26 protein-coding genes are annotated in these 26,254 nt (G+C 53.1%); 12 read left to right on the top strand and 14 right to left on the bottom strand.

The window, feature by feature from the left end:
- Positions 1 to 259 precede the first annotated feature (259 nt).
- Together fhuE (ACVWZ0_RS11585) and ACVWZ0_RS11580 are read left to right on the top strand one after the other, a co-directional pair.
- Positions 260 to 2,452 carry a ferric-rhodotorulic acid/ferric-coprogen receptor FhuE gene (fhuE, locus tag ACVWZ0_RS11585; RefSeq protein WP_301289701.1) on the top strand — a complete coding sequence of 731 codons (2,193 nt, stop codon included), beginning with the start codon at positions 260 to 262 and terminating at the stop codon, positions 2,450 to 2,452.
- A 244-nt stretch (positions 2,453 to 2,696) separates the two neighbouring features.
- On the top strand, positions 2,697 to 3,053 hold the full coding sequence (locus ACVWZ0_RS11580) for a cyclophilin-like fold protein (RefSeq protein WP_253454044.1): 357 nt from the start codon (positions 2,697 to 2,699) through the stop codon (positions 3,051 to 3,053).
- Positions 3,054 to 3,125: 72 nt separating this feature from the next.
- On the opposite strand, the gene fhuE (ACVWZ0_RS11575) is transcribed toward ACVWZ0_RS11580, so the two are convergent.
- Complete coding sequence (gene fhuE, locus ACVWZ0_RS11575; RefSeq protein ID WP_253454046.1) at positions 3,126 to 5,267, bottom strand: ferric-rhodotorulic acid/ferric-coprogen receptor FhuE; 2,142 nt, start codon at positions 5,265 to 5,267, stop codon at positions 3,126 to 3,128.
- A 306-nt stretch (positions 5,268 to 5,573) separates the two neighbouring features.
- Between fhuE (ACVWZ0_RS11575) and ACVWZ0_RS11570 the strand changes: the two genes are divergently transcribed.
- Complete coding sequence (locus ACVWZ0_RS11570) at positions 5,574 to 6,650, top strand: YncE family protein (RefSeq protein ID WP_253454048.1); 1,077 nt, start codon at positions 5,574 to 5,576, stop codon at positions 6,648 to 6,650.
- A 30-nt stretch (positions 6,651 to 6,680) separates the two neighbouring features.
- Here ACVWZ0_RS11570 and ACVWZ0_RS11565 read toward each other — a convergent pair whose 3' ends face one another.
- Positions 6,681 to 7,427 carry an SDR family oxidoreductase gene (locus tag ACVWZ0_RS11565; protein ID WP_253454050.1) on the bottom strand — a complete coding sequence of 249 codons (747 nt, stop codon included), beginning with the start codon at positions 7,425 to 7,427 and terminating at the stop codon, positions 6,681 to 6,683.
- Between the two features lie 134 nt (positions 7,428 to 7,561).
- Here ACVWZ0_RS11565 and ACVWZ0_RS11560 point away from each other — a divergent pair, with 134 nt between their 5' ends.
- Positions 7,562 to 8,476: a LysR family transcriptional regulator gene (locus tag ACVWZ0_RS11560; RefSeq protein WP_253454052.1), complete on the top strand. Its 915-nt coding sequence runs from the start codon at positions 7,562 to 7,564 to the stop codon at positions 8,474 to 8,476.
- 158 nt (positions 8,477 to 8,634) lie between these two features.
- On the opposite strand, the gene ACVWZ0_RS11555 is transcribed toward ACVWZ0_RS11560, so the two are convergent.
- Entirely contained in the window at positions 8,635 to 9,426 is a 792-nt protein-coding gene (locus tag ACVWZ0_RS11555; RefSeq protein WP_253454054.1) for an SDR family NAD(P)-dependent oxidoreductase, read from the bottom strand.
- A gap of 155 nt (positions 9,427 to 9,581) precedes the next feature.
- Positions 9,582 to 9,836, bottom strand: coding sequence for a DUF2534 family protein (locus tag ACVWZ0_RS11550; protein ID WP_253454056.1), 255 nt, complete (start codon positions 9,834 to 9,836; stop codon positions 9,582 to 9,584).
- A gap of 194 nt (positions 9,837 to 10,030) precedes the next feature.
- On the opposite strand from ACVWZ0_RS11550, the gene ACVWZ0_RS11545 reads away from it, so the two are divergent.
- The gene (locus ACVWZ0_RS11545; RefSeq protein ID WP_253454058.1) at positions 10,031 to 11,278 is read left to right on the top strand and encodes an aromatic amino acid transporter; all 1,248 of its coding nucleotides are present in this window, start codon (positions 10,031 to 10,033) and stop codon (positions 11,276 to 11,278) included.
- 36 nt (positions 11,279 to 11,314) lie between these two features.
- Here the strand turns inward: ACVWZ0_RS11545 and zinT are convergent, their stop codons facing one another.
- The 5 genes from zinT to ACVWZ0_RS11520 form a co-directional block, all read right to left on the bottom strand.
- Positions 11,315 to 11,968 (bottom strand): metal-binding protein ZinT, encoded by a 654-nt coding sequence (zinT, locus tag ACVWZ0_RS11540; RefSeq protein WP_370734059.1) that lies wholly within the window; start codon positions 11,966 to 11,968, stop codon positions 11,315 to 11,317.
- 97 nt (positions 11,969 to 12,065) lie between these two features.
- Positions 12,066 to 12,281 carry a YdgH/BhsA/McbA family protein gene (locus tag ACVWZ0_RS11535; protein ID WP_253454060.1) on the bottom strand — a complete coding sequence of 72 codons (216 nt, stop codon included), beginning with the start codon at positions 12,279 to 12,281 and terminating at the stop codon, positions 12,066 to 12,068.
- 156 nt (positions 12,282 to 12,437) lie between these two features.
- A complete protein-coding gene (locus ACVWZ0_RS11530) occupies positions 12,438 to 12,851 on the bottom strand; it encodes an MmyB family transcriptional regulator (protein ID WP_253454062.1) in 414 nt (137 codons plus the stop codon).
- A gap of 283 nt (positions 12,852 to 13,134) precedes the next feature.
- Positions 13,135 to 14,232 (bottom strand): hypothetical protein, encoded by a 1,098-nt coding sequence (locus ACVWZ0_RS11525; protein WP_253454064.1) that lies wholly within the window; start codon positions 14,230 to 14,232, stop codon positions 13,135 to 13,137.
- Positions 14,232 to 16,442 (bottom strand): M23 family metallopeptidase, encoded by a 2,211-nt coding sequence (locus ACVWZ0_RS11520; protein WP_253454066.1) that lies wholly within the window; start codon positions 16,440 to 16,442, stop codon positions 14,232 to 14,234. The genes ACVWZ0_RS11525 and ACVWZ0_RS11520 overlap by 1 nt, the downstream gene beginning before the upstream one ends.
- 68 nt (positions 16,443 to 16,510) lie before the next feature.
- Between ACVWZ0_RS11520 and ACVWZ0_RS11515 the strand changes: the two genes are divergently transcribed.
- The 6 genes from ACVWZ0_RS11515 to ACVWZ0_RS11490 all read left to right on the top strand — a co-directional run bounded on the left by ACVWZ0_RS11515 (position 16,511) and on the right by ACVWZ0_RS11490 (position 20,436).
- Entirely contained in the window at positions 16,511 to 17,335 is an 825-nt protein-coding gene (locus ACVWZ0_RS11515; protein WP_301289466.1) for a YbfB/YjiJ family MFS transporter, read from the top strand.
- A 109-nt stretch (positions 17,336 to 17,444) separates the two neighbouring features.
- Entirely contained in the window at positions 17,445 to 17,813 is a 369-nt protein-coding gene (locus ACVWZ0_RS11510) for an MmcQ/YjbR family DNA-binding protein (protein WP_253454070.1), read from the top strand.
- 2 nt (positions 17,814 to 17,815) lie between these two features.
- Positions 17,816 to 18,262, top strand: coding sequence for an NUDIX hydrolase (locus tag ACVWZ0_RS11505; protein ID WP_253454072.1), 447 nt, complete (start codon positions 17,816 to 17,818; stop codon positions 18,260 to 18,262).
- A 54-nt stretch (positions 18,263 to 18,316) separates the two neighbouring features.
- Positions 18,317 to 18,613: a hypothetical protein gene (locus tag ACVWZ0_RS11500; RefSeq protein ID WP_253454074.1), complete on the top strand. Its 297-nt coding sequence runs from the start codon at positions 18,317 to 18,319 to the stop codon at positions 18,611 to 18,613.
- Between the two features lie 125 nt (positions 18,614 to 18,738).
- The gene (locus ACVWZ0_RS11495) at positions 18,739 to 19,269 is read left to right on the top strand and encodes an SRPBCC family protein (RefSeq protein ID WP_253454075.1); all 531 of its coding nucleotides are present in this window, start codon (positions 18,739 to 18,741) and stop codon (positions 19,267 to 19,269) included.
- Positions 19,270 to 20,436 (top strand): zinc-dependent alcohol dehydrogenase, encoded by a 1,167-nt coding sequence (locus ACVWZ0_RS11490; protein ID WP_253454077.1) that lies wholly within the window; start codon positions 19,270 to 19,272, stop codon positions 20,434 to 20,436. It abuts the gene before it with no gap.
- Positions 20,437 to 20,548: 112 nt separating this feature from the next.
- On the opposite strand, the gene ACVWZ0_RS11485 is transcribed toward ACVWZ0_RS11490, so the two are convergent.
- The 5 genes from ACVWZ0_RS11485 to ACVWZ0_RS11465 form a co-directional block, all read right to left on the bottom strand.
- Entirely contained in the window at positions 20,549 to 20,776 is a 228-nt protein-coding gene (locus ACVWZ0_RS11485; protein WP_253454079.1) for a hypothetical protein, read from the bottom strand.
- Between the two features lie 568 nt (positions 20,777 to 21,344).
- Positions 21,345 to 21,827, bottom strand: a complete 483-nt coding sequence (locus ACVWZ0_RS11480; RefSeq protein WP_253460976.1) for a hypothetical protein — start codon at positions 21,825 to 21,827, stop codon at positions 21,345 to 21,347.
- A gap of 16 nt (positions 21,828 to 21,843) precedes the next feature.
- Positions 21,844 to 22,395 carry a hypothetical protein gene (locus tag ACVWZ0_RS11475; RefSeq protein ID WP_253454081.1) on the bottom strand — a complete coding sequence of 184 codons (552 nt, stop codon included), beginning with the start codon at positions 22,393 to 22,395 and terminating at the stop codon, positions 21,844 to 21,846.
- 109 nt (positions 22,396 to 22,504) lie between these two features.
- On the bottom strand, positions 22,505 to 23,884 hold the full coding sequence (locus ACVWZ0_RS11470; RefSeq protein WP_253454083.1) for a sugar porter family MFS transporter: 1,380 nt from the start codon (positions 23,882 to 23,884) through the stop codon (positions 22,505 to 22,507).
- A 142-nt stretch (positions 23,885 to 24,026) separates the two neighbouring features.
- Positions 24,027 to 24,311, bottom strand: coding sequence for a VF530 family protein (locus tag ACVWZ0_RS11465; protein ID WP_253454085.1), 285 nt, complete (start codon positions 24,309 to 24,311; stop codon positions 24,027 to 24,029).
- A 403-nt stretch (positions 24,312 to 24,714) separates the two neighbouring features.
- Here ACVWZ0_RS11465 and ACVWZ0_RS11460 point away from each other — a divergent pair, with 403 nt between their 5' ends.
- Positions 24,715 to 26,001, top strand: coding sequence for a methyl-accepting chemotaxis protein (locus ACVWZ0_RS11460; protein ID WP_253454087.1), 1,287 nt, complete (start codon positions 24,715 to 24,717; stop codon positions 25,999 to 26,001).
- Positions 26,002 to 26,254 lie beyond the last annotated feature (253 nt).

Raw genomic sequence — 26,254 nt, 5'->3', positions numbered from 1 at the left:
AAAGCGCCGTTGTAAACCTTTTCAGAATGCCCTTATGTAGCCGGTTTACCCGTCATGGCTTACGTCTTACAAAATCCTGAAAAGTTCATTAATAGTCTTTTACATAAGAAATAAAAAAAATTATAGTTCTCATTCGCATTTGTAGATGACCGTATCATTCGGCGATCGCCGGGGTAGCAGCGTCGGTAAAAGCGTTCCATAAAACAAAAATCACAGTGGCTAAACGGCTCAGGCCGTTAATGACAAGATCGAGGTAGTGATGTTTTTTGCTCAGCACATTAACAGGGAAATCCGCCGGCACGGCGGCGTAGCCACTTCTTACTCCATCGTCGCCGCGCTGGTCGCCGTGGCGTTACAGATGCCTCAGGCAGCAGCGGCGGAAACCGCAGAACAAACGCTTACGGTGAGCGCCGCGTCAGATAATGTCACCGATACCTCCGCTACCGATTACAGCATTCCCGTCACCTCTTCGGGCACCAAAATGCCGATGATTGCGCGCGATATTCCCCAGTCAGTCAGTATTATCAGCAAGCAGCGCATGGAAGATCAGCAGCTGCAATCGCTGGGCGATGTGTTGAACAATACAACGGGCGTGATGCAGTCCGTAGCGGATATGGATCGCCGCACCTATTACTCGCGTGGCTTCCTGATCGACAACTATATGGTCGATGGCATCCCGACCGTATTTGAAGAACGCTGGAATCTGGGGGACGCCCAGTCTGATACGGCACTGTACGAGCGTATCGAAGTCGTACGTGGCGCAACCGGCCTGATGACCGGCGCGGGCAACCCTTCCGCCGCGGTCAATATGGTGCGCAAACATGCGGACAGCAAAACCGCGACGGGCGAGCTTTCCGCCACTTACGGCAGCTGGGACAAGCAGCGTTACGTAGCCGATCTCTCTTCGCCGCTGAGCGAATCCGGCAACGTACGAGGCCGTGTAGTTGCCGGTTATCAGGACAACAACAGCTTCGTTGAGCGCTACGGCGCCGAAAAGAAATTTATCTACGGCGTGGTGGATGCCGATCTGACCGATTACACCACGCTTTCCGTTGGCTATGAATACCAGCAAACCAACGCGGACAGCCCAACCTGGAGCGGCGTGCCTCGCTGGCATAGCGATGGATCGCCCACCGACTATCGTCGCGGCTATAACACGGCGCCAGAGTGGGCCTATAACGATAAAGAAAGCAAAAAGGTTTTTGTTAACCTGAAGCAGCGTTTTGACAATGGCTGGATGCTGACGCTAAACGGCACCCATAACGAAACCTTCCTTGACAGCCGTCAGCTCTATATCGACGGTTTCTTCGATAAGAACACCGGCGCGGGCGTCTCTTCCTATGCGGATTACCCGATCGTAGGCGGCACCGGTTATAACACCGGTAAACGCAAGGTCGACTCGGTCGATACCTTCGCCAGCGGCCCTTATGAGCTGTTTGGTCGCCAGCACGAGCTGATGGCGGGCGTCAGCTACAGCAAGCAGAAGAACACTTATTACAGCGCTTTTGACAACATTTCCTCAGAGATGCTGGGCGATTTCAACAGTTATAACGGCCAATACCCGGAAACAGAATGGAGCGAGCGAACGCTCGCGCAGGAAGACGTGACGCGTCAGAAATCCGCCTATATGGCAACCCGTATTACCCTGGCCGATCCGCTGCATTTGATCCTCGGCGCGCGCTATACGCGCTGGAGCACCAATACGCTGACCCAGGATATGGAGAAAAACAATATCACGCCGTACGGCGGCCTGGTGTATGACATCAACGAAAACTGGTCAGCCTACGGCAGCTATACCTCGGTATTCCAGCCGCAGACCTATCGTGATATCAACGGCAGCTACCTGTCGCCGGTGGTTGGTAAAAACTACGAGGCAGGCCTGAAGTCTGACTGGATGAACAGCCGCCTCACGACCTCGCTGTCGGTGTTCCGCATCGAACAGGACAACGTAGCCCAGAGCACCGGACAGATCATTGCCGGATCGACCGATACCGCCTACGTAGGCAAATCGGGCACCGTGAGCCGCGGGATTGAATTTGAAGTGAACGGCGCGCTGACCGATAATTGGCAAATGACCGTGGGCGGTACCCGTTATGTAGCGGAAGACAGCGAAGACGAAGCGGTTAACCCTCAGCTGCCGCGCACGTCGCTGAAGCTGTTCACCAGCTATCGTCTGCCGTCGCTCCAGGCGCTGACGGTCGGCGGCGGCGTAAACTGGCAGACGCACGTCTGGAAGGATGTGCCCGCGCCGGAAGGCAACGGCACCTGGCACGCGGAGCAGGGCAGCTATGCGCTGGTGAACCTGTTCAGCCGCTATGAGGTGACTAAGCAGCTGACGCTACAGGCCAATATCAATAACCTGTTTGATAAAGAATATGACACCAGCGTGAACCAATATATCGTTTACGGCGAACCGCGTAATTTCTCATTAACGGCCAGCTATAAGTTCTGATGCGGCACAGATAAAGATAGCTCCTGCGGGAGCTATTTTTTTGCCGGTAAATCAATGCGGGGATCTTTCTCTTTATACTCGGCGGTCATTAATGAACGATCCTCATTACTGCATGCTTAAAACAGTCATTCAACCTTCCTGGCGCCTCTGCTAAAACTAGTTCCCTTTAAAAACCGCTACACGTTAGTCGGGAACGGCTGATCCTTCGCTATCTGAGGCTGCGTGCGCGCTCAGGGAGAAAAACATGAAAATAAATATGGTTATTGATAACGTTATTCTGTTGGCCTCGCTGAATGACAGCGAGGCGGCCAGGGATTTTGCGGCTATGCTGCCGCTAACGCTGGAATTAAACGACTACGCAGCGACTGAAAAAATCAGCGATCTTCCTGCAAAACTCTCAGTAGAGGGATCGCCTGAGGGCACCCGTGCCTTAAAAGGCGATATCGCTTTTTATGCGCCCTGGGGCAATCTGGCTATCTTCTACAAGGATTCTGGCTATGCCGCCGGGCTTGTGACGCTGGGACAGTTGGACAGCATTGAGAAGCTGCCGCTAAACAGATCCTCCTTTACGGCCACCTTTGAGCTGGTCGAAAAAGGGTGAGGGCCGGACAGCGCCACAATTTGTGGGGCATATTATGAAAACCCGGCTTCGCGCCGGGTATATGCCAAAAAATCAGAACGTATAAGAGAGATTAACCTCATAGTTGCGCGGCTGGCCGTAAACGGCGGAGTCGCTTAGCCAGGTATACTCGGTGCGATCAAACAGATTATTGACGTTGGCCTGCACGGCCAGCTGCTTCGTTACCTGGTAGCGGGCAAACAGGTTAGCCAGCGGATAGCTGCCCTGATAAAGCCGTTTGGTTTCGCCGTCCGGGCCGGTTGCGTCCTGGAAAGTGCGGTTCTGCCAGTTTACGCCGCCGCCGACGGTCAGCTGCTGCAGCATCGGCAAACGGTAGCGGGTAAACAGCTTCAGCTGGGTTTGCGGCATCTGGCTGTTGTAGCGCCCGGTGGAGTCCGTCGCGACAAAGCGCGTCGCGCCGAACGTCATTTGCAGATTATCCGTTACCGCGCCGTTCAGCTCGAATTCCGCGCCTCTGCTCACTGCGCCTTTGGTCGCAACATAAGCCTGTTCGCTGGAGCCGTTCACATAATTGTCGCCATCCGCTTCGGCAGCGTTCTCCTGTTCAATACGGAACAGGGCAAAAGTGGCGGTCAGGCGACCATCGTCCCAGGCGGATTTCAGGCCCGCTTCGTAATTTTTACCGGTCACAGGCGAAAGATAGCCGCCGTCTTTGCTGCGATACGTTTGCGGCTGGAAGATCGAGGTATAGCTGGCATAGGCTGACCAGGTATCATTAATGTCATACACCAGCCCGCCGTACGGCGTGATGTTGTTCTTTTTCACATCGCCGCTGCTGCCGGTGGTGCTCCACTGGGTATAGCGCGCGCCGACAATCAGCGACAGCGGATCGGCCAGCGAGAAGCGGGCGGCGCTGTACAGCGCTTTCTGCCTGACCATATCGTCCGCGTTCTGATACCAGTCGCCCCAGGCAGGCTCGTCCGCATCGCCGTTCCAGCCGTCGTGGAAGCTGCCGATCTGGCCTTCGTCGTAAGGGCCGTCGGCGCTGTAGGTCGCATTATGCTGACGGCTGTAGCTTCCGCCCACCACCAGCTCGTGCTGGCGGCCAAACAGCCTGAACGGGCCGCTGGCATAGGTATCGAAAGCATCCAGCTTGCGCTTGCCTCTGTCCTTGCTGCCGAAGCCAGTCGTGCCTTCGCCCGTTTGTTCATCCGGCCACTGCTGCAAATAAAGCAGCTTGTCGTTAAAGGTTTCTTCCGCATGGGTGCCGTCGGCGCGGAAGATCCAGCCGTTGTCGAACTGATGGCTGAGATTAGCGAACACTTTGCGCGAGTCTACGCTATAGCGCGTCCAGTCCGCCGCCGTACTGGTGCTGCGATCGTAATGCGTGCGCGTGCCGTTGCTGTACCAGGTCGGCAGGCCGCCCCAGGTTGGATTGCCGGTATGGGTCTGCTGATAGTCATAGCCGAGCGAAACCGTGGTGCTGTCGGTCACATCGGCATCGATAACCCCGTAGATAAATTTTTTAGTTTTATGGTAGCGATCCAGCCAGCTGTCGCCATCCTGATAGCCCGCCACCACGCGGCCGCGCACGTTGCCGGACTCGCTCAGCGGGCCGGAAGCGTCAACCACGTAGCGCTGCTTGTTCCAGCTGCCGTAGCTGGCCGACACGTTGCCGGTAAAGGTTTTGCTGTCGGCATGTTTGCGCACCATATTAACCGAAGCGGCAGGGCTGCCTGCGCCGGTCATCAGGCCAGTCGCGCCGCGCACCACTTCAATACGCTCATAGATGGCGGTATCTTCCGCCGCATCGCCAAAGTTCCAGGTATCGCTGACGGAGGTCGGAATATCGTCGTAGGTAAAATTAGTAATCTGGAAGCCGCGTGAAAAATAAGCGGAGCGTTCGCTGTCGATAACCTCGCTGGCGATGCCGGTGGTGTTATCCAGTACGTCGCCGACCGACTGCAAATTTTGATCCGCCATACGCTGCTTCGTTACCACGCTGAGCGACTGCGGCACGTCGCGCGGCGTCATCAGCATTTTTGTGCCGGCGCGCGTGGTTTTAACGCTGTAATCCTGCTGTTCGCTGGCGCTGCCGTCGTCAGAAGCCGCGTTAACGACCATAGCAGACTCTTCGGCCAGGGCCGGAGTGAGCAGGGCGTGGATAGCCAGCGCCAGCAACGAGACGGTAAATACCGGCGCTCGCGCACCGTTTCCCCTGAGGTTTAAAAACATAAAATTCTCACAATAGGCCACTGCTTTTTATTGTCCGGTGGGACGTGCGTTCACGGCGCTCCGGCTGCGCCACGCAGCGGGGAGATCGCAGTGAGAATGTTAATGATAAGTATTTGCTTTTAAGTAGTCTCTAAACAACCTGTCGGCAAAGTGTAACAACTTGTTATTTTTACAGGGGAAACTCATTAGCCGTGCCGCTTCATCCCGTCTGACGCATGGCGCAGATTTACATCTCCTTTGCTAATGCGTATGCTTCTCATTCTTTTTATCGGCTATCAGGCCGTTTATCCATTGATGGAGTCCTGCATGAAATCTTTTAGCCCGCGTAAAGCAGCCCTTGCGGTCGTTGCTGCATTCAGTCTGGCCGCCTGTCAGACCCCGGCAAAAAAACCAGAAGCGCCCGTTAATTCTGCCGCGACGGCCAAAGCGCAAGCGCAGCCTGCCGAGCGCGCGCTGGGCGATGGACTGTATGAAATGGCCTGGACGCCGAAAGCGCTTTACGTCGCCAGCGCGCAATCTTTTAAAAACGTTAACGGCGGCATTCTGTATCGTCTGGATCCCGCCACGCTGGCAACCACCGGTGAAACCCACACCGATCTGAAAAACTTTGGTATGGCGGTCGAGCCGGACGGCAGCGTGTTCTACACCACTAACTCGCTCGACGGTACTATTTCTAAGGTAGATGCAGAGAGCGGCAAAGTGCTGAAACGTCTGGCATTCAGCGAGAAGGGCAAAGACGGCTCGCCTTACGGTGCGCGTGAAATTTTCTGGCACGAAGGGAAGCTTTACGTGGGCGGCGTGGGCGATCCGGGCGTCATTTGGGTGGTGGATGCCAAAACGCTGAAGCTAAGCAAGACCATCAGGAACGCCGGCAAGTGGGTAACGGGCATTATTTATTCGCCGGTGACCGATCGTCTTTATGCGGCTAACGGCGGCGGCGAAGTGCTGGTGATCAACCCGCGCACGCAGAAAATTGAAAAACGCTGGACGGCGGGCGATGGCAAAGCTTATCTGCTGCTGAACCTGGCGGAAGATCCGGCCACCGGCCGCCTGTTCGTCACCGACAACTCAAAGGCGAAAACCACGCTGGTGTTCGACGAGCGCAGCGGCAAAGTGATCAAACGCATCGAAGGCGACGCGCTGGGCATCAAGTTCAACGCGAAGCGCAACGAGCTATATATCAGCCAGCGCGAATCCAGAAAGGTGTTGCAGCTGGACGCCACCAGCTATGCGGTGAAAAACAGCTGGTCGTTCGACAGCAGCCCGAACAGCCTGCTGGTTTCGCCGGACGGGCAGACGCTTTACGTCACGCTCAAGCAGGATTTCAACAAAGATGATTCGACTAAAGGCAAGGACAGCGTAGTGCGTATCGCGTTGAAATAAGAAAGAGGCGGCCTGCGGGCTGCCTGATTATCACACCTGCGCCATACCGCCATCGACAAACAGTTCGCTCGCGTTGATAAAGCTGGCCGCATCGGAAGCCAGAAAAGCGACCGCTTTAGCAATCTCTTCCGCTTCGCCCAGACGCCCCAGCGGCACCTGAGCCGCCAGATAATCAAACAATCCCTGGCGCACCTCTTCACTGACTAATCCACCCAGGCCAGGCGTTTTTACCGGGCCGGGGCTGATGGCGTTAACCCGAATACCGCGTTCTTTCAGATCCAGCGACCAGGATCGTGCAAAGTTGCGTACCGCCGCTTTGCTGGCGCTGTAGACGCTGAAGCCGGCCGTCCCCTGAACGGAAGTGGTGGAGGCGGTCAGGATCACCGAAGCGCCATCGCTCAGCAGCGGCAGCGCTTTTTGCACGGTAAACAGCACGCCGCGCACGTTGGTGCCAAATATCCGATCAAAATGCGCCTCGGTGATGGCGCCCAGCGGCAGCATATCGCCGCCGCCCGCATTGGCGAACAGAATATCCAGACGGCCCGCTTTTTCCGCGATAGTGGCGTAAACCCTATCCAGATCGGCCAGCACGGCGGCATCGGCGCGAATGCCCGTTGCCGCCGTACCGATGGCGGCGACGGCCGCGTCCAGCTCGGGTTGACGCCTTCCGGTAATAAACACGCGTGCACCCTGAGCTGCCAGTTCATGCGCGGCCGCCAGGCCAATTCCCGATGTGCCGCCGGTAACTAATGCGATCTTGCCATTCAGTGCATTCATCTTCTTCTCCGCTGTGGACAGATAATGGCCCGGCTTGTCCGGGTGAGAAGGCACTGTAGCCTTCCGCCTTTTGTTGATAAATCCTGTAAAATGAAAATAACTATCCCTGTACGGAAATAATCAGGACAAAAGAGATGGATCAGCTTATGGCGATACGGGCTTTTGCCCGCGTAGTGGAAACGGGAAATTTTACCCGCGCGGCGGATTCGCTTTCGATGCCCAACGCGACGCTAAGTAAACTGGTGCAGCAGCTGGAGGCGCATCTGGGTATCAGGCTGTTACAGCGCACCACCCGTCGCGTTACCGTCACGCCCGAAGGACGCGAGTATTATGAAAAAACCGCCCGGATCCTGAAGGATTTGGAAGATATTGACGGCGCTTTTACCGCTATTCGCGGCCAGCCGCACGGGCAGTTGCGTATTGATATTGGCGGCTCTACGGCCCGTGACGTGCTGATCCCGGCGTTGCCTGAATTTATGGCCCGCTATCCGGATATCCGTATCGATCTGGGGGTATCGGATCGCGCAGTCGATCTCATCGGCGACAGCGTGGACTGCGTTATTCGCGGCGGCCCGCTTGCGGATTCATCGCTGGTTGCCAGGCAGATTGGTTTTGCCACGCTGATTACCTGCGCCACGCCGGGCTATCTGAAGCGCTACGGTGTGCCTGCCAGCCCGCAGGAGCTGAACAATGGCCATCGGCTGGTTAGCTATCTCTCGTCGGACAGCGGCAGGGCTTTTCCGTTTCGCTTCGCACGGCAGGGAGAAAAAATGGAAATCAAAGCGTCGTACCGGCTCGGCGTAAACGAAAGCAACGCGCATCTGGCGGCAGCGCTGGCCGGCTTGGGTATCGTACAGACGTTTACCTACGCGGCCTGCGAAGCGTTGAGAACCGGCCAGCTCCAGGAAATCCTGCAGGCGTGGCGGCCAGCGCCTTATCCTTTTCATGTAGTTTACCCGCAAAATCGCCACGTCACGCACCGCCTGCGCGTTTTTATCGACTGGTTAACAGAGACGTTTCCGGCTCGTATCAATGTGGGAAGTGAATGAAATACTGATGTTGAGACGGATTAAACGATAAAGCCCCGGGTCAGAAAATTACCGGGGATATATAACGGCAAAATTTAATTTTACTCAACAAAGACAAAGATATAGCTTATTAAATAAGCATCGCCTGCCGATTTTACCGGCAGGCAGAAGGAGAAGGATTAGCGTGACGCCGAATCCGGCTCTGAAATAATGCGGTGGCGCTGCGCCTTTTGCGATTCGCTCTGAATGCGGTTCAGCACGTCGCCCTCATGTTCCGCCTCATCGCTGCCGTAAACATACTCATGACCGCTCATCAATGCATACCAGGCGCGTTCGGCCACTTCCGCCGGTTTGGTCGGCTGACTGGCACCAACTTTGGTATTGGCCTGGCCTGCGTTCTTAAAGAAGTTGGTTTCCGTCGCGCCGGGCATCAGTAGCGTCATATTCAGGCCCGAGCCTTTCAGCTCGTTGCGAATGGCCCAGAAGAAGGAATTGACGAAGGCTTTGCTCGCGCCATAAATCGCCTCGAAAGGGATGGGCGAGGTGCCGGAGATGGAAGAGGTCATCAGGACGTGGCCGCTTTGACGTTCGATCATCGCAGGCAGGAAAATTTTAGCCATATGAACGTAAGAATCGACGTTAAGGCGGATTAGCTGTAGCTCTTTTTCCAGCGCCGTGCCGCCAATAAAGCGGCCGCCCAGCCCCTGACCGGCATTGATAACCAGCGCATCCAGCGCCAGCCCGTCGTTATCGATGCGCTGCTTCAGCTTTTCGATCTCATCATAGCGGCTTAAATCCACGCTTAGTGCGTGGATCTTTGTGCCGTAGCCGCGCAGATCCTCGCAGGCCTTGTGCAGTTTTTCCTCATTGCGCGCTACGGCCACAATGTCATAACCATTTTTCGCAAAAATTCTGGCCAGTTCCAGCCCGATCCCGTTGGAAGCCCCGGTAATCAATGCAATTTTATTCATGCCCGATCCTCTTTTTATATTCTGCGTTAGCGGTCTTTTAACCGTAGCAGCAAAAAAGCGGGACGCGGGCAGCCTGCGCACGTTCAATGGCGCGTTGTCGCTGGCTTCTCAAATAAACTATTTTAAATCAATATCTTATTTTCGTTGAATGCGATTCAATGATGCGTTGAGTCAACATTTTCGCCCAAAAACCAGTACCAGAGCGGAATAGCCAGCAGGCCGGTAAAGACCAGCGAATAGACGGCGATCATAAACAGCTGTGGCGCCAGCATGCCCGCTGACCAGTCGTGTAAAGGAATATGGTATTCGTCAATCGCGCCGCCGATCATTACTTTCGACATCACGGTAAGTGCGATAACCAGCACAACAGCCAGCGCGGCGATAAACCGCTTTGTTTCTTTCCGTTTCATAACCCGTTTCCACAAGCAAATAGTGCGCCGCAGTATAACAACTCCCTTTGCAAAACGTTCCTGAAACTCGGCAAAATCGTCCCCTCAATTCAGCCGCGTGCGGTTTTTCGCCGTCGGGCGGAATTATGTACAGTTATAGCGGGGCATTTGCAGTAGAATTGCGGGCTTAACGTCATTTATTTAGCAGGAAACTTATGAGGGAGAGTTCGTTAGCCCGCCATCGGCCTTCGGTATGGTGGGGCGCGATGATCATCTGCGGAACCGTGGTTGGCGCCGGTATGTTTACGCTTCCCGTGGTCATGGCCGGCGCCTGGTACGGCTGGTCATTGCTGATCCTGATGGTCAGCTGGGTCTGCATGTTGTTGACAGGATTACTGTTTGTGCAGGCCAGCCAGCATTATCCGCTGGGCGCCGGTTTCGATACCATCACGCGCGACTTGCTCGGACGCGGCTGGGCGGCCGTAAACGGGCTGAGCATTCTGTTTGTGCTGGGCATTCTTACCTATGCCTATATCTCCGCCAGCGGGCCGGTCTACCAGAGCTCTTTAAATCGCGCGGGTCTGCATCTTTCCGTGGCGGACGCCAAAATCATGCTCACGCTGTGCGTGGCGGCAGTGGTCTGGCTGGGCACCAAAGGCGTCAGCCGACTGATGACCTTTTGCGTGCTGGCGAAAATCCTGCTGCTGGTGACGCTGTTTGGCGGGCTGTTGACGCAGCTGGATATTGCCACGCTGGCTAACAGCGGCGCCTCCGGGCAGGCCTACTGGCCTTATACGCTGGCGGTGCTGCCGTTCTGCCTTGCCTCCTTCGGCTATCACGGCAATATCAGCGGCCTGATCGGCTACTATGCGGGTGATAAAAAACAGGTAAATCGAGCGCTGATGCTGGGGACTTTTATGTCGCTGGTGATCTATCTGTTCTGGCTGACCGGCACGATGGGCAATCTTCCGCGCGCCTCTTTCCCTGCCATTATCGATGCGGGCGGGGATATCGAGGCGCTGATGGCGGCCTTACGGCGCTATCTGCACGTCAGCGCGCTGGCACTGCTGATGGATGTCTTCTCACACTTCGCGGTGATCTGCTCGTTTCTTGGCGTGACGGCAGGGCTGTTTGATTTTATTGCCGACCGATTGCAGATGGCGGATACGCGGCTGGGCCGATTAAAAACGGCCTGTCTGACGTTTTTACCGGCGCTGTGCGCTTCCCTGTGGTTTCCGAACGGCTTTATCGCCGCGATTGGCTTTGCCGGTCTGTTCGCCACGCTGTGGGCGGTGATTGTGCCTGCGCTGCTGGCGCGTAAAGCGCAGCAGAAGTTTCCGGAAGCGACCACGCACGCCGGCAGGCAAAATGTAGCCATTGTCGTTGTAATGCTGTTTGGCGGGCTGAACGTGCTGGCGTGGACACTGAGCTGGCTTGGCTGGCTGCCTGTTTTTCGCGGCTAACTATTTATCCGGCCCGGTATTAACCGGGCCGTTTTTTTAGTGATGCAGCATCTCATCAACCACCTGAGCGTTGGTCAGCTGCCACGGATAAAAAGTAGGCCAGTTGTCCATTTCCTTCAGCAACGCTTCCTGAGAGGTGTTGCCCATAAAAATATGGAAGTGAGCCGATTGGCGGGGCGCAATGGTGTGATCGCTGAACTGCACGTATTTTGGTGCCTTGCTGTTGGCGTCGCGGCATTCAAACAGATAGCGAACGCCTTTTTTTCCCGAAGCATACGTCAGGATCTGATGACCCTTGTAGTGATAGTGACAGCTGCTGGCCTGGTCGCCGCGACGAAACTCGATAACATCGTTTTCAATCGCCAGCGTATCGATATCGGTGGCATAGCCCTTGCGGTAATACGCTTTAAGCTGCTCAACGGTTTTGCTTTTATCTTTTTCGGCTTTCTTTTGCAGCACGGGATCAAGCTCGCCGCTGTCCAGCAGAGGGTAGACCGACTGCCAGACGCCGTCCCAGTCCGTCAGGCTTCTTTCCTTAACGTCCTGGTTATTAAAAACGCCTTCCGCCGCTTTCTGTTCGGTTTCGCTCAATGGCTTACCGTGCGAGTGGGCACCATGTGCAAAAACCTGTCCGCACATCAGCAGGGCGCCTAGCGCCAGGCCCACGTTTTTTACTTTTGCCGCCAACATACCATCCTCCGTCCCGTAATTTTTAAATGTTATAACATAACATTTGGGCGGACAGCAATGAAGTTGCGCCGCCAGTAACGGAGGCCATAGCTGGCTATTACTCTTTAGCAGAAAGAACCGCGGTCATATGAACGCCGTTGTTATAATTGGCTTCGGTAATGCGGTAAGAGGCGTTGGCCGCTTTTGCCTGAGCTGAAATCTGCGCTTCGGCGGCGTCCAGGGTGGAAGCACAGGCGGTGACGCTTTGGGCGAAGCTCACGGAAGAGATCAGTGAAAGGGCGGTAAAAACAACTAATTTTTTGATGGCTTTCATGGAAGGTTCCTTACTTTAATTATCAGATTTAAAGGCATGTCGCCTTGATGTAAGGAATGATAAGCGCGTTGGTGCGGGTTTGAAAGCCGATAGTTTTGCCATTCTTAATCAATAAAACTGAAAAAGAAGAGGGCGCGTACGCCCTGTAAATAAGGGTTATGGCTGTTCTGAAGCGCGGCAAAGATAAAAGATAAGAAAGATACCCGGCGCGCTTTCCACTTCCAGCGCGCTATAGGTGTAATGACTGATTTTTCCCTGGCTATCGATAATAGCCTTGTTGCCCGTGCCGAACTTGCTGACGTCCTGACGATGCCACATCTCCCGGAACGCCTCGCTGCGGGCGGTAAGATCGTCAATCACCCGCCCGAAATCTTCTGCATAGTTGCTGGCAGCGTAATAGGTGCGAAAGGCGGCAATAGTATGCTGCGCGGCCAGCTCCCAGTGATGGATTTTTTGCTTATAGTCGTCGCTGATAAACATCAGCTTCAGCGAGTTACGATCGTCTTCGGGGATAGTCGACCAGTCAAAAATCTGGCTTCTGGCCGCTTCGTTCCAGTAGAGAATATCCATATTGGGGTCTGACGCTCAATGGAACGAAAACTCACGCTAAGAGATTATGGTAAGCCAAGGCAAGCAAAAAGATCCTTATTAGATCCTTTTGCTTGCGAGAACCTTAGCTGTTTAGGGATTTGAGGTCCAATGGAAAGGAAATGTACGGTAAGACGATAATTCATTGTTTATATTTATTTTAAATTTGGCCAGCGGGCCTCCATCAACGCCGCAGTATCTTACTACTGTCGCTGACAGAGGATGTTATGCTCAGCCGGTTCCTCTGAATCTTCAAAAGTTCCGATTATAAGGGAATGTTTTCCTCTCTGGATTTCCATCCACTTTTTATTGATTTTATATGGCGTAACCCCGTAATCGAGTAAGTGCCAATGATATTCAAATCTTTCGGTGAACTAATAGTCATTAGCTCACCACGACCAAAATAGCTTTCAACAGAACCGATGAAACACGTCCCGTGCAACCAAACAGGGATAACTGCGACAGGTTGAGTGACATAACTTCCAGCAATTTCAGTCCTATAATTCGCTGCATCTTCAGATGATGTACCTGCTGGGATTGGGCAAATAGTCTCTTGTTCTTCTTTTTGCTTATTGAAATAATACTTCTTAGTATTGAGTGATTTAATTAACTGATTTTTGTCGTGATCGTTTAATGCTGGATTTAACTGCTTTCCTTCGTCTTGCGGTTCAATCGAGGAGTTATCGTATTCGTACTGATAATAAATGGTTATACTTGGAATTTTATTGTCTGTATTAAATGGCCGCAATAAATAAAAGGTGTCTTCATCATATTCACCATTAAACCAAAGTGCATAGACTCGGTCATTAATGCGAACCCACTGACCCCACTGATTGGCTCCGCGCCCATTTTCTGAATATAGAGCACCTGTTATAACCTGAGTGTCATTTTCAGCATTGTTATTTATATCGACGAATTTATTACCAACCCGTTTTAGAACCCCTGTGTAACTAAATAACCCAGTCCCTCCTGAGTAGTTACTAATAATGAGATCTCGCTCTCCATCACCATCAAGATCAACAAGTTTGCAATTAACCTCTCCATTTTCCGAGTCAGCACTGAAAGTTGTGTTGATAAAAGCCTGCCATTCATCATTACTAATCTTAGTGGAGGGCTTTTTGATTGTTTTTATTGATGCTTCAGTGTTGATTGTAAATTCAGTGTGGTTTGTTAATGGAAATTTATCTGCTATTTTTTCCAGCCCTTGTCTTGGTTCGTTTTGAAGCATCTCTGCCATGGTATTATGAAGTAATGTTAATGCAGAATTGTCAGGCTCTACATCATGCTGGCTGCGTAGTTGAGCAGCGAAAAGTGGAGATGCGATAAAGAAAATTAAAATTGGAAATAATAGAACTCTGTTCATCACCCTCTCCTTAACTGGTTTGATTCAGGTTTTTCGACTATTGCATTGCCATTGTTGTCTGGGAATTTTTGCTCAGTGAGTACTGAAATAGCACTGCCGTATACGCAGCAGCGATCATTGAATCCATTGAGGGCTGTTGAGTATAGAGTGTTTATTCTTCCAGGTAGATTAACTGAAGCACTGGCCTTCCAGAAGGCAGGACTACGGTAGTATATTTTTAGTCTGGAGTTTGTATTTAAGCTACATCTTTCAAGCTCATGCTCTGCATCTGAATGATAAGCCATATAAGCCGAAACCCAATAAAAACCAGCACTGCCAACGACGTCATAATCGTTACTACTGACGTTATTTCTCCACGTAATAACATTATGAGGAATATCATTTTCTGTATCTGACAGATGATTGTCTGTTTGTCTGATATTTCTGTTTGCATACAGACGATTGTATTCTGTAGATAATCTACTTTTTATATCATTAGTGTATATGAGGACACGAAAACTAAAGTAGTCAAAGTAGTTACTTGGGCTGGTTAGTTGCAATAACCCTCGCCCATGCCATGGATAATACCAAATTTGTCGGCTTCTAGCCTCTTCTCTTTGGGTTAACCACTGCGTTTCCTGTATAGCATTCCCAAGGAAGCAGGCAATACGCAGAGGTGTATTGATCAGATATTTTTGCATTCCCTTATTCAGGTGAATACGAATACTATCAGCCATACTTCCAGTCGCATCTCTATAGACTATTGGTTCCCAGAGATAACTATTACGACGAGCCATTCTTATCACGTTCAGGGGGATAAGTTGTTTTAGCTCCTGCTTACTTATCCAACAGCACTTGCGGAAATGGGCAATAAAAGCCGTCGGATGAAAATGCCACATCCTGCTTGTACCGAGTTCGCCCGTGTCAAAACACAGCGCCGAAGCATGACTTTTCAGCCGGTCAAAGTCTTCTTCTGACATGGCAGGGGTATCGTCAGCCCCCATTTTCAACCAAACATAGCGCGGGTCAAAGGTGGCGGCATTCCACTCCAGCGGAAAACGGCAGACCAGATGGCTACTCAGGTCACTGAAATGCCCGCTGTCCTGTAATCCGGCGATAAGGGGAGAATTACACTGGCTGTTGTTGTCCGTGTCATCGTCCACCATCCGCCACCCCATCCAGTGCGGGAAGTCGGCATCGCTGAATTTTTTGATGTCAGGGGAGGCCAGATTGACTATGCCCGTTCCGCCGGGGAAGCTGACGGTACGCCACAGCGGGGCATCAGCGGGCGTCAGGGTTTCATGTTCAGTACTGATGACCCGCCCGAAACGAAGCAATTCAAACCCAGCTGATGGGTTCTGGGGGTACAGACGTTTAGCCGTATTGTACAGGTTGTACTCATACTTCAGCACAGTAACCTGGCCATTATCAAGCTGGTCAGCATCGGCATTCACCAGCGGCTCCCCCACCATGTCGAAACGTGCCTCGGTGGTGGTGTTCTGCCTGCGGGTAATCATCGAGCAGTCGCCTTTTCCGAAAGTCATGCTGACGAAGAGTGGTTCCGTGGTGGTATGAACTGTATTCAGGCGGTTCGTGTCCGGTGAGGCCGCGTCAGACACCGATTCATAAAAGTGTGTACCGGGTGGCAGATAAAAATGGATATCGCCGTATAGGGTATCGGTTCTGCCGTCACGGGTGATATCGAGTTCAGGCATGGTGCGCCCGGTCAGTTTCAGCATGTTTTCGTTGTCACAGAACACCTCAAAGTGAAAAGCATTCACGTTATCCACCGTACCGCTCTGCCCGATGCGGTCCTTGCGCCAGACTCTTGCGCCGGCCCTGATTGACGGGTCCAGCCGGTCCATGAGATGCATGTACAGGGAGTAATACACGACGCTACAGTTTTCACCGATATCGGTCTGATGCTTCAGCAGCACGTACCCGTCATTGGTTCTGCCATCATAATTCAGCGGGAATGCATCGCGTTTGTCTGTGGAAGACGGAGAACGAAAAGAAACAACCTCCCCGTCCGCAATGGCGCGGACGAACTCAATGCGGTCGTAGCCTTCCTCGCGGCGGTCGGTGTGGAGAACATGCACACCACCGTGCCATGACGCATGCCGGTTGAGCGGGAAATCCCGGTTTATATCCACGGGCATCATTCTGTTGACCCATGACGGATCGCTTTCTCCGGCGTTCCGGGGACGGACAAACGGTGGACTGATTATCATGCTGACTCCCTGTCTGATTTGTAGAATTCATAAAAGCGCAGAATAGCGCAATTTTATTTAAATAAGCATTGTCCACTGGCAAAGAAAATACGGAATACTTACGCCTCCTTAAGGGGATCATTACCCTTGTCGCCGTGATGGGCATTGGCCGTTTTTCTTTAACGCCACAAATCCCTTTAATGATTGAGGATGGCTTTCTTACGCTTTCCAGCGCGGGGATCCTGGCGGCGATGAACTACATCGGCTATTTGCTGGGCGCCATCCACGTCAGTAAATTAAAACGCCATCATACCTTTTATTTAAAAACGGGCCTGATGGCGACGGTGCTGGTTACGCTGCTCTCCGCCGCTACCTCCAGCTTTATGCTGCAATGCCTGTTCCGCTTTGTTTCTGGCGTGGGCGGCGCGTGGGCGCTGATTATCGTGACCTCCTGGACACAGCTGGTGCTGGCGGGCAACCAGGCCGCCTTTTTCTGGCCGCTGTTTGGGCTGGCGGCGGTAGCGGGCGTGCTGCTGGTTATTGCCTTTGCCGCGCGTATCCGTACGCAGCCTGCGCTGGCTACGGCCATGATAGTGCAGGGCGCGGGCGTCGCCAGCGTGGTTTTTTTCCATGATGCGAAGGGGCTGCTTATCGCCACGCTGTTAACCGGGCTGGGTTTTCTTTCCATCATGCAGCTTTCGATGCGGCTGGCGCGTGAAGTTACGCAGGGTGCCGTGGCGCGGACGGTAGCGGTACTGACTTCCGGTTACGCAACGGGGCAGCTGATTGGCCCGCTGATGTCGTCGTTAAGCGTGACGCTGTTTCATTCGTTGGAACCGGCACTGCTGCTGGCGGCGGCAGGGCTTGTTGCCGGCGGCATTCTGGTGCTGCTCGGCATTAAAAATACCGCGTAAATCAGTGGCAAGGTCGTGTCGAACACGGCCTTTTTTATGGCAAATTTCTTCGCCATTCCGCCGCAGCAGGGGCATAATCCCGGGACGATTTTTTGTGGCAGGAGACGTCATGGAAAGAGAGACATTATTCAGCTACGTTCGGGAAAACTTTAAGTCAGAACCGGAATACCTTTGGCGCAGCCAGCCGGGTTATGCCGTACTTCGTCATGCCAATGGCAAGAAATGGTTCGCTATCGTCATGAACGTGCCCGGTACAAAACTGGGGCTGAAGCATGAAGAGAGGGTAGATATCCTTAACGTAAAAGTCAGGCCGGAGCACATCGGTTCGCTGCGTCTGAAAGAGGGCATTCTGCCCGCTTATCATATGAATAAAGGACACTGGATCAGCGTGATCCTTGCCGGCCCTTTATCATCATCAGAAATCTTTGAATTACTTGCGGACAGCCACGGCCTGACTTACCAATCTGAAAGGAAATAAAAATGCGTGTTCGTCCGGCAGCCCGGCTTTTGATCCTTAATGAAGGCCAGCGGATATTGCTGTTCAGATATCGCCACACAACGGATGCGCTGGCGGGACAGACCTATTGGGCAACGCCCGGCGGCGGCGTTGAGCAGGGCGAATCTTTTGCTCAGGCTGCCATCAGAGAGCTGCGTGAAGAAACCGGGATTGTTTGTGCCGATATGGGCAGCAGCATCGCGCAACAAAGTTTTGTCATGACGCTGCCGGATGGCGAGAAGGTCAGGGCGCTGGAAAAATTTTACGTGGTGCGGGTACAAAGCCACGCCATCAGCACTCACGGCTGGAGTCGTAATGAAAAGCGTGTTATCAGCGACCACCGCTGGTGGCACATGGCTGAGTTACAGACCACCGCTGAGATTATCTATCCTCAGGGCCTGGCCACCATCCTCGCTTCGCTATCCGCCTGACAGCACCTGAATCTTTAGACTACCCTTACTTTTCAATTACAGAGGAGAAGCAAGATGGCTGATTCAGTTCTGATCGACACGCTACAGTTTGGCCCGGAAGACGCGCCGGTGCAGAAATATGAAATTTATGGCGATGACGAGAGCACGCCAACCCATGCGGTAATTTACCGCAAAGACGACGGCGGCTGGCAAAAGCTGGATGAGACGCTCAGCTTTGCCGCAGAGGATGAACAGAAAGAAGCCACCGAAGCGATGGGTTACGGCTCCGGCGACAGCCTGCCGGACCTGCGCGATCTGCCTGCCGAAGCCAGGGAGCACTGCGAGCAGCACTGGCAAAATAGCCAGCAATAAATCCTGCCGGGGATAGCCCGGCGCCTGTTGCGTCTGCACAGCGCAATTTCGCTCGCAGTATTCGCCTTTCTGAACTTAACTCAACTACATCGAACACCGCTTTTTGTACCTTACAGGGGGAACATTTGGCCAGAAAACTGCTACCTGAATCCGCTAAAGAACTGACGCTCCGCCGCTGGATATCCATAGGACTTCCCGCCACCGATCTTTTTGCTCTCTGGCTGGCGCCGGATACCTTGCCGCGCATTATGAGCCATTTCGCAAAGGTCACGCCGATCAATAAAAGCGATGCGCACTGGCAGATCGATGGCCCGCTCGGGAAAAAATATGCCTGGGAAAGCCGTATCGTAGAGGCGCAGCCGGGTGAGATTATTGCCTGGCAGTCGCTGGAAGGCGCTGATATCCCTAACGAGGGCAAGCTGGTGCTGACGCCGGCGCCCGGCGAATGGGGAACCGAGCTGGCATTAACCCTGACTTTCACGCCGCCTGGCGGCACCCTGGGTAAAAAAGTGACCACCTTTTTCGATCTGCTGCCTAAAGAGATTGCCAGCATCGCGCTGCATCGCTTTAAAAGCCTCGCCGAAACCGGAGAGATCCCTACGATTAACGGTCAGCCCGCTGGCCGCCATGCCGAACGTCAGGATAAGGAGAAATAAATGCGCGCACTCTGCTGGAATGGCGTTAACGATCTCAGCGTTGAAACAGTGGCGGATCCCGGTCTGCTTAATCCTCACGATGCCATTATTCGCGTTATCCTGACCACCACCTGCGGCTCCGATTTGCATGTTATCGACGGGCTGATCCCCAGCATGCGCGAGGGCGATATCCTTGGTCATGAATTTATGGGCGAGGTGGTTGAAGTAGGCAGCGCGGTGAAAAATATCCGCCGTGGCGATCGGGTGGTGGTTCCTTCCTTTATTTCCTGCGGTTCCTGCTGGTATTGCCAGCATGAGCTGCCTTCCTGCTGCGATAACACCCATCCCCAATGGGAAAAAGGCGAGACGGTGCTGGGCCATCCGACCGGTGGCATTTATGCCTACAGCCACGCTTTTGGCGGCTACGCAGGTTCCCATGCCGAATACGTTCGCGTACCTTTTGCTGATAACGACTGCTTTGTGATCCCGGATGGCGTAACCGATGAGCAGGCGCTGTTTCTGTCCGACGCCGCGCCCACGGGCTATATGGGCGCGGATTTCTGCAATATCCATCCTGGCGACACCGTGGTGGTCTGGGGCTGTGGCGGCGTTGGCCTGATGGCGCAGCAGAGCGCATGGCTGATGGGTGCGCATCAGGTTATCGGCATCGATCGCTATCCGGAGCGGCTGGCGATGGCGCGCGACTATGCCGGCAGCATCACGCTGGATTATACCCAGGTGGATATCAACGAGGCGCTGCTGGAACTTACCGGCGGACGCGGCCCGGACAGCTGCATCGATGCGGTCGGTATGGAGGCGCGAGGTGAAGGTTTAAGCCAGGTATACGACAAAACCAAACAGCTGCTGCATCTGGAAACGGACGTCGGCGCGGCGCTGCGTCAGGCGCTCTATGCCTGTCGCAAAGGCGGCAATATCGCCATTCTTGGCGTATATGGCGTGATGGATAAATTTCCGCTGGGGCTGATGATCAATAAAAGCCTGACTATCCGCACCGCGCAGCAGCATGGCCAGCGCTATATGCATCGGCTGCTGGATCACGTGGCGAAAAACGAGCTGAATCCGGCCTTTATGGCAACGCACCGTTTTTCGCTGGAGGACGCGCCGCGCGGCTATGAAATGTTCAAGCACAAGGAAGACGGCTGCGTCAGAGCGATTTTCGCTCCCTGAACATTCGCCGTGCGGTATGGCCGGGAATGTTGTTGCGGCTGGCAGTTTACCGGCATGAACGGGGTGATATTAATGAAAGAAAAGGGCGCCGCTATCTGTTTTTGGCGGCGCCCTACATTTTTTTGCAGTGCCTCAGGCGATAAAAGAAGCCCGTGTTGGTGTTTTCAATGATAAAGCGATCGTCATATTTAGCTCGCCTGAAAAATGTCACCCCGTTAACGGTGGCCTGCTGTTTGACTCCGCCCATCACGCTTGCCAGTTCTGGCGACGCCACTTCGTTACCGAGCATTTTCACCTGATAGTCACTGCCATGATCCTGAACAAGCGCCGCTTCCGGCAATACCAGCGTTTCAGTTCAGGAACTGGTTATGCGGATATCACACACATATGTTCCCGGTCCGGGATCTACAGTAGCGGAACTGCAAAAGGAAAAGCCTAAAGCGAACAGTGGAAGAATTTTATTCATGCAAACACCATCAAGGGTTAAACAGCACTGTAGAGGTTATCGGCAACGATTTGATAGACTTCAGCCGCCAGGGCTGATGCAGCGAGCTAAGCTTTGCGACAAGCTGGTTTTCATCGTATTTTTCCAAAACGTATTGATGAACCGCCGGTAAGTCATAGTTTTCACGTAGCGTTATCCCGGTGCGCATAATGTATATTATGTTAAATTAACGACGTACCAGACAGTCCGGCTACCTTTCCTCGCGTAATCAATTCCCTGCTTTTATCCAAAACTGGTCATGTGGATCGTCGCCGTAAGGCGGCTCTTTGTACCCTGTTCCCCAGTTGACGTTCCCGCGCGCCTTTGAGCAAATCCGCCGCCCATATGCAGCGTTTCATCATGGGGCAACACGGGCTACGTTACCGGGCAAGGCGCTTCACGCTGACTCGTTTTAATTCAATGCTCACTCTTCTCGCCACGGCACGACTTCCCCAAGAAAAGTATGCGTGCAGCAACGGCACGTTACCGGGATATCCTCTGCTGAAATTTGCGGATTAACCTGTTGGAGCATTCCCTGTTCATCAATAAACAAGCCAGGGAAAAAGCTAAACTCGCCGCAGCAAACATACTCGCGCTGCTGGTGCTCATGCTGCGCCACCATCCAGAATATGGGCTCGGGTTTATCTAACCGGCTTTTTGCCTCGCTGTACACCTCATCCCAGCATTGCCCAAGCTTGCTGAGCAGAAAGTAAAACAACGGGGAATAATCCAGCCCGCGCTGATGCCTGCCGTGCATAGATTCGCGCTGCGGCAGCATTTCAGCAGGCAGCTTTTTTTTATTCCTTTCGTGGCGATACTCGGCGCCTGGGTGGTTCGAGCGATGCCGCGTGGTCGTGTTGACCCGGCGGTAAAGTCTTTGGGCTTTATTGTCGTGATGAATTCTCAATGTGCGCTCCTTGCTATTAGTCCATGCAAACCGGCTCACCGGTTTTAAGTGAAAGCCGGAACGGCTGCCAGCCTCCCGGCGGATCCCAGTCGCCCTCGCCTTCAATCACATCATTTTCAATTGCTGACAGCGTCACGCCATCAATTGCGCATCGTGCGGATTGCCAGAGAATGCCTTCAGTCAGGTGAACCAGAAAAACATAGCTGTAGGTAGCGACAAGGAAATGCTCATGCAGCCTGACAGAATTAATATCAGGAACAGCATAAATGTGTCCAACGTAGTCATCAAGCGGGAAACTACGGAAATGGCCTGGGATAATGTGTAGATGGTCGCCGCAGATTATCGCTATAGAGTGGTCATTACACAGAAAGTCGCAGAACGCGCTGGAAACCAAAAATCCTTCTTCATCAGCGCGGATATAAAGCTGTAAAACCAGGACTGGCACGCCATTATCACTAATAAGCACCCTTCTGTCTTTTTTTCCCTGTCCGGCAAACGGATTGATATGAACTATGTTAACTTCACCGGCCGTTATCGCTTGCTCCATAAAGCGGGCTTGATATCTCATTATTTATCCATAAAAACGCTTATTTGCCCATTGAATCGCTCGCGCTACGTAAAATCTACAGGGCCAGAGCCTTGCAGAATTCACGTAGCTGGCTTTGATACCGTCTTTTTCAGGCGCCGATATCCCGCAGCGCTTTGCCTTTCATCAGGTTACGCTCAATATGCTCCAGCGTGACGTGTTTGGTTTCCGGCACCAGCCATATCGTCAGCAGGATAAACGCCAGGTTAAGCGCGGCGTAGAACCAGAACGTATTGGCATTACCAAACTTCTCCAGCATGGTCAGAAACGTCGCGCCGACGATCATATTACCTACCCAGTTAGTGGTCGTGGAGGCGGTAATGCCAAAGTCGCGGCCTTTCAGCGGCTGGATTTCCGAACACAGCAGCCACACCACCGGGCCGGCTGCCATCGCAAAGCCGACGATAAAGATCAGCAGCATCGCAATTGCAAAGTACTTACGAAAATCGGTTTCAACGCCCAGATGCAGCAGCGTGCCCAGCACGCCCATACCGATGGCCATCACCAGGAAGCTGGTCGTAAGCATCGGCTTACGTCCCCAACGGTCGACCAGACCAATAGCGATTAAGGTTGCCAGCACGTTGACCATGCCGACGATCACCGTTCCCCACATTTGCTCGCCGGTACTGGAAAAACCGGCGATGCCGAAAATTTTCGGCGCGTAGTACATCACCACGTTCATGCCGGTAAATTGCTGCATCAGCTGCAACAGCATCCCCAGCCATACTGCACGGCGAAAATTGCCGTTGTTTCTGAACAACGACCAGCCGTGCTGTTTAACCTTCAGGCTTTCCCGGATGTCGTCCAGCTCCTGCTTCGCCTGCTCGCTGGTATTACGCAGACGATCCAGCACGCGCTGCGCCTCGTTAAAACGCCCGTGCGAAGCCAGCCAGCGTGGGCTGTTAGGCAGAAACAGCACGCCGATAAACAGGATCACCGCCGGGATAGCGATAACGCCCAGCATCCAGCGCCAGCTGCCGCTATAGCTAAAGGCGGTATCGGAAAGATAAGCCACCACAATGCCGGTGGTCAGCATCAGTTGATACATGGAGATCATAGAGCCGCGAATGCGTTCCGGCGCAATTTCAGCAAGATACAGAGGCGCGGTATAAGATGCCACGCCCACTGCCAGCCCAAGCAGAACGCGGGAAAATATCAGCGATTCCACATCCGGCGAAAGCGCCGACCATAGCGAGCCGATAATAAACAGCGTGGCCCCGGCCAGCATGCTTTTTTTGCGTCCCAGCTTCGAGGACATCCAGCCGGCGGCCAGCGCGCCAATGGCTGCGCCAAACATCATCGAGCTGACCACCCATTCCTGCTCGTGATTGCTGATATGCAGATCTTTCGCTAAAAAAGGCAGCGCGCCTGCAATAACGCCGATATCAAGCCCGAACAGCAGGCCCGATAGCGCCGCCATCATGCAGACAAACCAGGTAAACCGATTCCCTGAAACTTTACTGGCCTTCATGCCGTACCCCCTCGCTTAAGTCAATTTACATCAAGAATGTTAACTTTATGTAAAGAAGCGGAGTGTCGATGCGTTACCGGTCACATTTTCAGATACGACCGGCGGCAGGATAATGCGGAGGGCAAAACAAGGCAGCCGCTGCCTACTCTTCTTTTTTGCTTTTCCAGTTGGCCCACGGGCTGTCGGCAGGCGGTTCAGGTTCGGCAGAATCGCTTAGCGATTCAATATATAACGCCTCAACCTCTGCCCGCGCCCACGGCGTACGACGCAGAAACTTCAGGCTGGATTTAACGCTGGGGTCGCTTTTAAAGCAGTTGATATTAACGCGTTTGCCCATTTCGTCCCAACCGTAGCGTGCGACAAGCGCATTGATAATGGCTTCCAGCGTCATGCCATGCAGCGGATCTTTTGAAGTGTGGTTAGTCATAGCGTTCTCTCAGCGAAAATAATGCCGCTACCATACTGACTGTCATAGTCAGGTGCAAACCGGGCGTGTTTATTACGCGGCGCTGCTTTATGCAAAACCTTGCTCAAAGCGCACATTTTGAAACATCTTACTCAAATTTTTCTCCAGCCTGCCGATAGTGGTTTATAGACAGGCTTATTGGCCCGTTACTACACATCAGGAAATTTACCAAGACAGAATCCCGGCCTCCGCACCGAAGTGCGAGAAGAGACACGGTTCTTTGCTCTGTAGAGTCAAAGGATAAAACGTTCCACCCGGGAAAATCATGCGTCACCGCGCTGGCGGTCGGCGCACAGTATTCATTGGCGAGGATAAAAGGCCCGCAATGGATCATTGAGATCATGAAAACTTCCTGGGGTTGTCTATGTTTGGTGTAAAAAAATCGAGTTTTTCCCTGTCTTTATCTAAAGGCAGCGCCGTTGTTAAGGACATTAACGCGATTAAGCAGCATGTGGCGTGGATTGAGTTTTTGCCCGATGGAGAAATTCTCAGCGCCAATCAGCAGTTTCTGGAGATGACCGGCTATTCGCTAAGCGAAATCCAGGGCAAGCATCACCGTATTTTTTGCGATACGGACTATGTCCGCTCATCGGAATATCATCATTTCTGGCAAACGCTGGCATCAGGCGAGTCGGTCACGGGTATCTTTGAACGTTTCAGTAAACAGCATCAGCGCTTTTACCTTAGCGCCACCTATTTCCCCGTTTGTGATGATAAGGGTGAGGTTTATAAGGTCATCAAGATAGCCTCTGATATTACCGCTCGCCATCAGGAGCTGGAGCAGAAAGAAGCGGTGATCACCGCGCTGGATCGTTCTATGGCGGTGATAGAATTTACCACTGACGGCAAGATAATCACCGCTAACAGCAACTTCCTTACCCATATGGGCTATGCGCTGTCGGACATCGTTGGCCAGCATCATCGTATTTTTTGTTATGACAGCTTTTACCGGGAAAACCCCGATTTCTGGCAAAAAATCAGTAAAGGCCAGCATTTTGTCGGCCGCTTTGAGCGTAAAACCGCCAGCGGCGAACGTATCTGGCTTGAGGCAAGCTACAACCCCATCTATGACGCCGACGGCAAAGTCTGCAAGGTTATCAAGCTGGCTTCAGATATTACGGCCCGCGTTGAGGCGGCGAAGCGCGTGGCGGATATAGCGGTCACCACGTCGGAACAAACCTCGCAAATCACCCATAACGCTAATGAAGTGCTGGACGAAACCGTGCGGAACTCCGGCCAGGTCGCGTTGCAGGTAAGCGCCGCCACGGAAATTGGCACCCAGCTGAACGCATCGGCAAAAAGCATCAGCGAAGTGGTCGATACGATTAACGTTATCGCCTCGCAGACCAATATCCTCGCGCTGAACGCCGCGATAGAATCCGCTCGTGCCGGTGAAGCTGGCCGCGGGTTTAGCGTGGTAGCGGCGGAAGTTCGCCGTCTTGCCGCTTCAACCGCCAGCGCCACGCAAAAAATTACCGCCGTGGTGGACGTTAATACGCAGCTGATTAAGCAGATGTATCAGGAGCTGGATTCGGTCAAACAGTTTATGGTCACCGAGCAGGATAAAATCAGCGAGCTTTCGCGCAGCCTGCGGGAGATCAACAGCGGCGTGCACCAGTTTGTCAGCGTTATTCATCGGCTGGATGTGTAGGCACAGGAAAAGGGAGCAAGGCGGCTCCCTGCTCTTCTTATTCTGCTGCTTTCACGGGCAGTGATAACCTTTGGTGCGTAAGCGCACCATTAAAGCGCTAACGGGCGTGATAAATAAACCTGCCTTATGATTGCAATCTTTAGGCTTCGGGCTTAGCAAACTTCCTCCTGCGCCGGAAAACAGGCTTCTGCAGCTATTACATGATGTTAACAAACGGCGCTTGGTCATCTGCCGCGGAAACTGGCATAATTAC

It is taken from the genome of Erwinia sp. TECH1 (assembly GCF_054057575.1).
This window is presented reverse-complemented; position numbering and strand designations above follow the sequence as displayed.

What these genes read in the sequence shown, in the direction of transcription:
- fhuE (WP_301289701.1), top strand. Translation starts at nt 260, where the DNA reads ATGTTTTTTGCTCAGCACATTAACAGGGAAATCCGCCGGCACGGCGGC.
- ACVWZ0_RS11580 (WP_253454044.1), top strand. Translation starts at nt 2,697, where the DNA reads ATGAAAATAAATATGGTTATTGATAACGTTATTCTGTTGGCCTCGCTG.
- fhuE (WP_253454046.1), bottom strand. Translation starts at nt 5,267, where the DNA reads ATGTTTTTAAACCTCAGGGGAAACGGTGCGCGAGCGCCGGTATTTACC.
- ACVWZ0_RS11570 (WP_253454048.1), top strand. Translation starts at nt 5,574, where the DNA reads ATGAAATCTTTTAGCCCGCGTAAAGCAGCCCTTGCGGTCGTTGCTGCA.
- ACVWZ0_RS11565 (WP_253454050.1), bottom strand. Translation starts at nt 7,427, where the DNA reads ATGAATGCACTGAATGGCAAGATCGCATTAGTTACCGGCGGCACATCG.
- ACVWZ0_RS11560 (WP_253454052.1), top strand. Translation starts at nt 7,562, where the DNA reads ATGGATCAGCTTATGGCGATACGGGCTTTTGCCCGCGTAGTGGAAACG.
- ACVWZ0_RS11555 (WP_253454054.1), bottom strand. Translation starts at nt 9,426, where the DNA reads ATGAATAAAATTGCATTGATTACCGGGGCTTCCAACGGGATCGGGCTG.
- ACVWZ0_RS11550 (WP_253454056.1), bottom strand. Translation starts at nt 9,836, where the DNA reads ATGAAACGGAAAGAAACAAAGCGGTTTATCGCCGCGCTGGCTGTTGTG.
- ACVWZ0_RS11545 (WP_253454058.1), top strand. Translation starts at nt 10,031, where the DNA reads ATGAGGGAGAGTTCGTTAGCCCGCCATCGGCCTTCGGTATGGTGGGGC.
- zinT (WP_370734059.1), bottom strand. Translation starts at nt 11,968, where the DNA reads ATGTTGGCGGCAAAAGTAAAAAACGTGGGCCTGGCGCTAGGCGCCCTG.
- ACVWZ0_RS11535 (WP_253454060.1), bottom strand. Translation starts at nt 12,281, where the DNA reads ATGAAAGCCATCAAAAAATTAGTTGTTTTTACCGCCCTTTCACTGATC.
- ACVWZ0_RS11530 (WP_253454062.1), bottom strand. Translation starts at nt 12,851, where the DNA reads ATGGATATTCTCTACTGGAACGAAGCGGCCAGAAGCCAGATTTTTGAC.
- ACVWZ0_RS11525 (WP_253454064.1), bottom strand. Translation starts at nt 14,232, where the DNA reads ATGAACAGAGTTCTATTATTTCCAATTTTAATTTTCTTTATCGCATCT.
- ACVWZ0_RS11520 (WP_253454066.1), bottom strand. Translation starts at nt 16,442, where the DNA reads ATGATAATCAGTCCACCGTTTGTCCGTCCCCGGAACGCCGGAGAAAGC.
- ACVWZ0_RS11510 (WP_253454070.1), top strand. Translation starts at nt 17,445, where the DNA reads ATGGAAAGAGAGACATTATTCAGCTACGTTCGGGAAAACTTTAAGTCA.
- ACVWZ0_RS11505 (WP_253454072.1), top strand. Translation starts at nt 17,816, where the DNA reads ATGCGTGTTCGTCCGGCAGCCCGGCTTTTGATCCTTAATGAAGGCCAG.
- ACVWZ0_RS11500 (WP_253454074.1), top strand. Translation starts at nt 18,317, where the DNA reads ATGGCTGATTCAGTTCTGATCGACACGCTACAGTTTGGCCCGGAAGAC.
- ACVWZ0_RS11490 (WP_253454077.1), top strand. Translation starts at nt 19,270, where the DNA reads ATGCGCGCACTCTGCTGGAATGGCGTTAACGATCTCAGCGTTGAAACA.
- ACVWZ0_RS11475 (WP_253454081.1), bottom strand. Translation starts at nt 22,395, where the DNA reads ATGAGATATCAAGCCCGCTTTATGGAGCAAGCGATAACGGCCGGTGAA.
- ACVWZ0_RS11470 (WP_253454083.1), bottom strand. Translation starts at nt 23,884, where the DNA reads ATGAAGGCCAGTAAAGTTTCAGGGAATCGGTTTACCTGGTTTGTCTGC.
- ACVWZ0_RS11465 (WP_253454085.1), bottom strand. Translation starts at nt 24,311, where the DNA reads ATGACTAACCACACTTCAAAAGATCCGCTGCATGGCATGACGCTGGAA.
- ACVWZ0_RS11460 (WP_253454087.1), top strand. Translation starts at nt 24,715, where the DNA reads ATGTTTGGTGTAAAAAAATCGAGTTTTTCCCTGTCTTTATCTAAAGGC.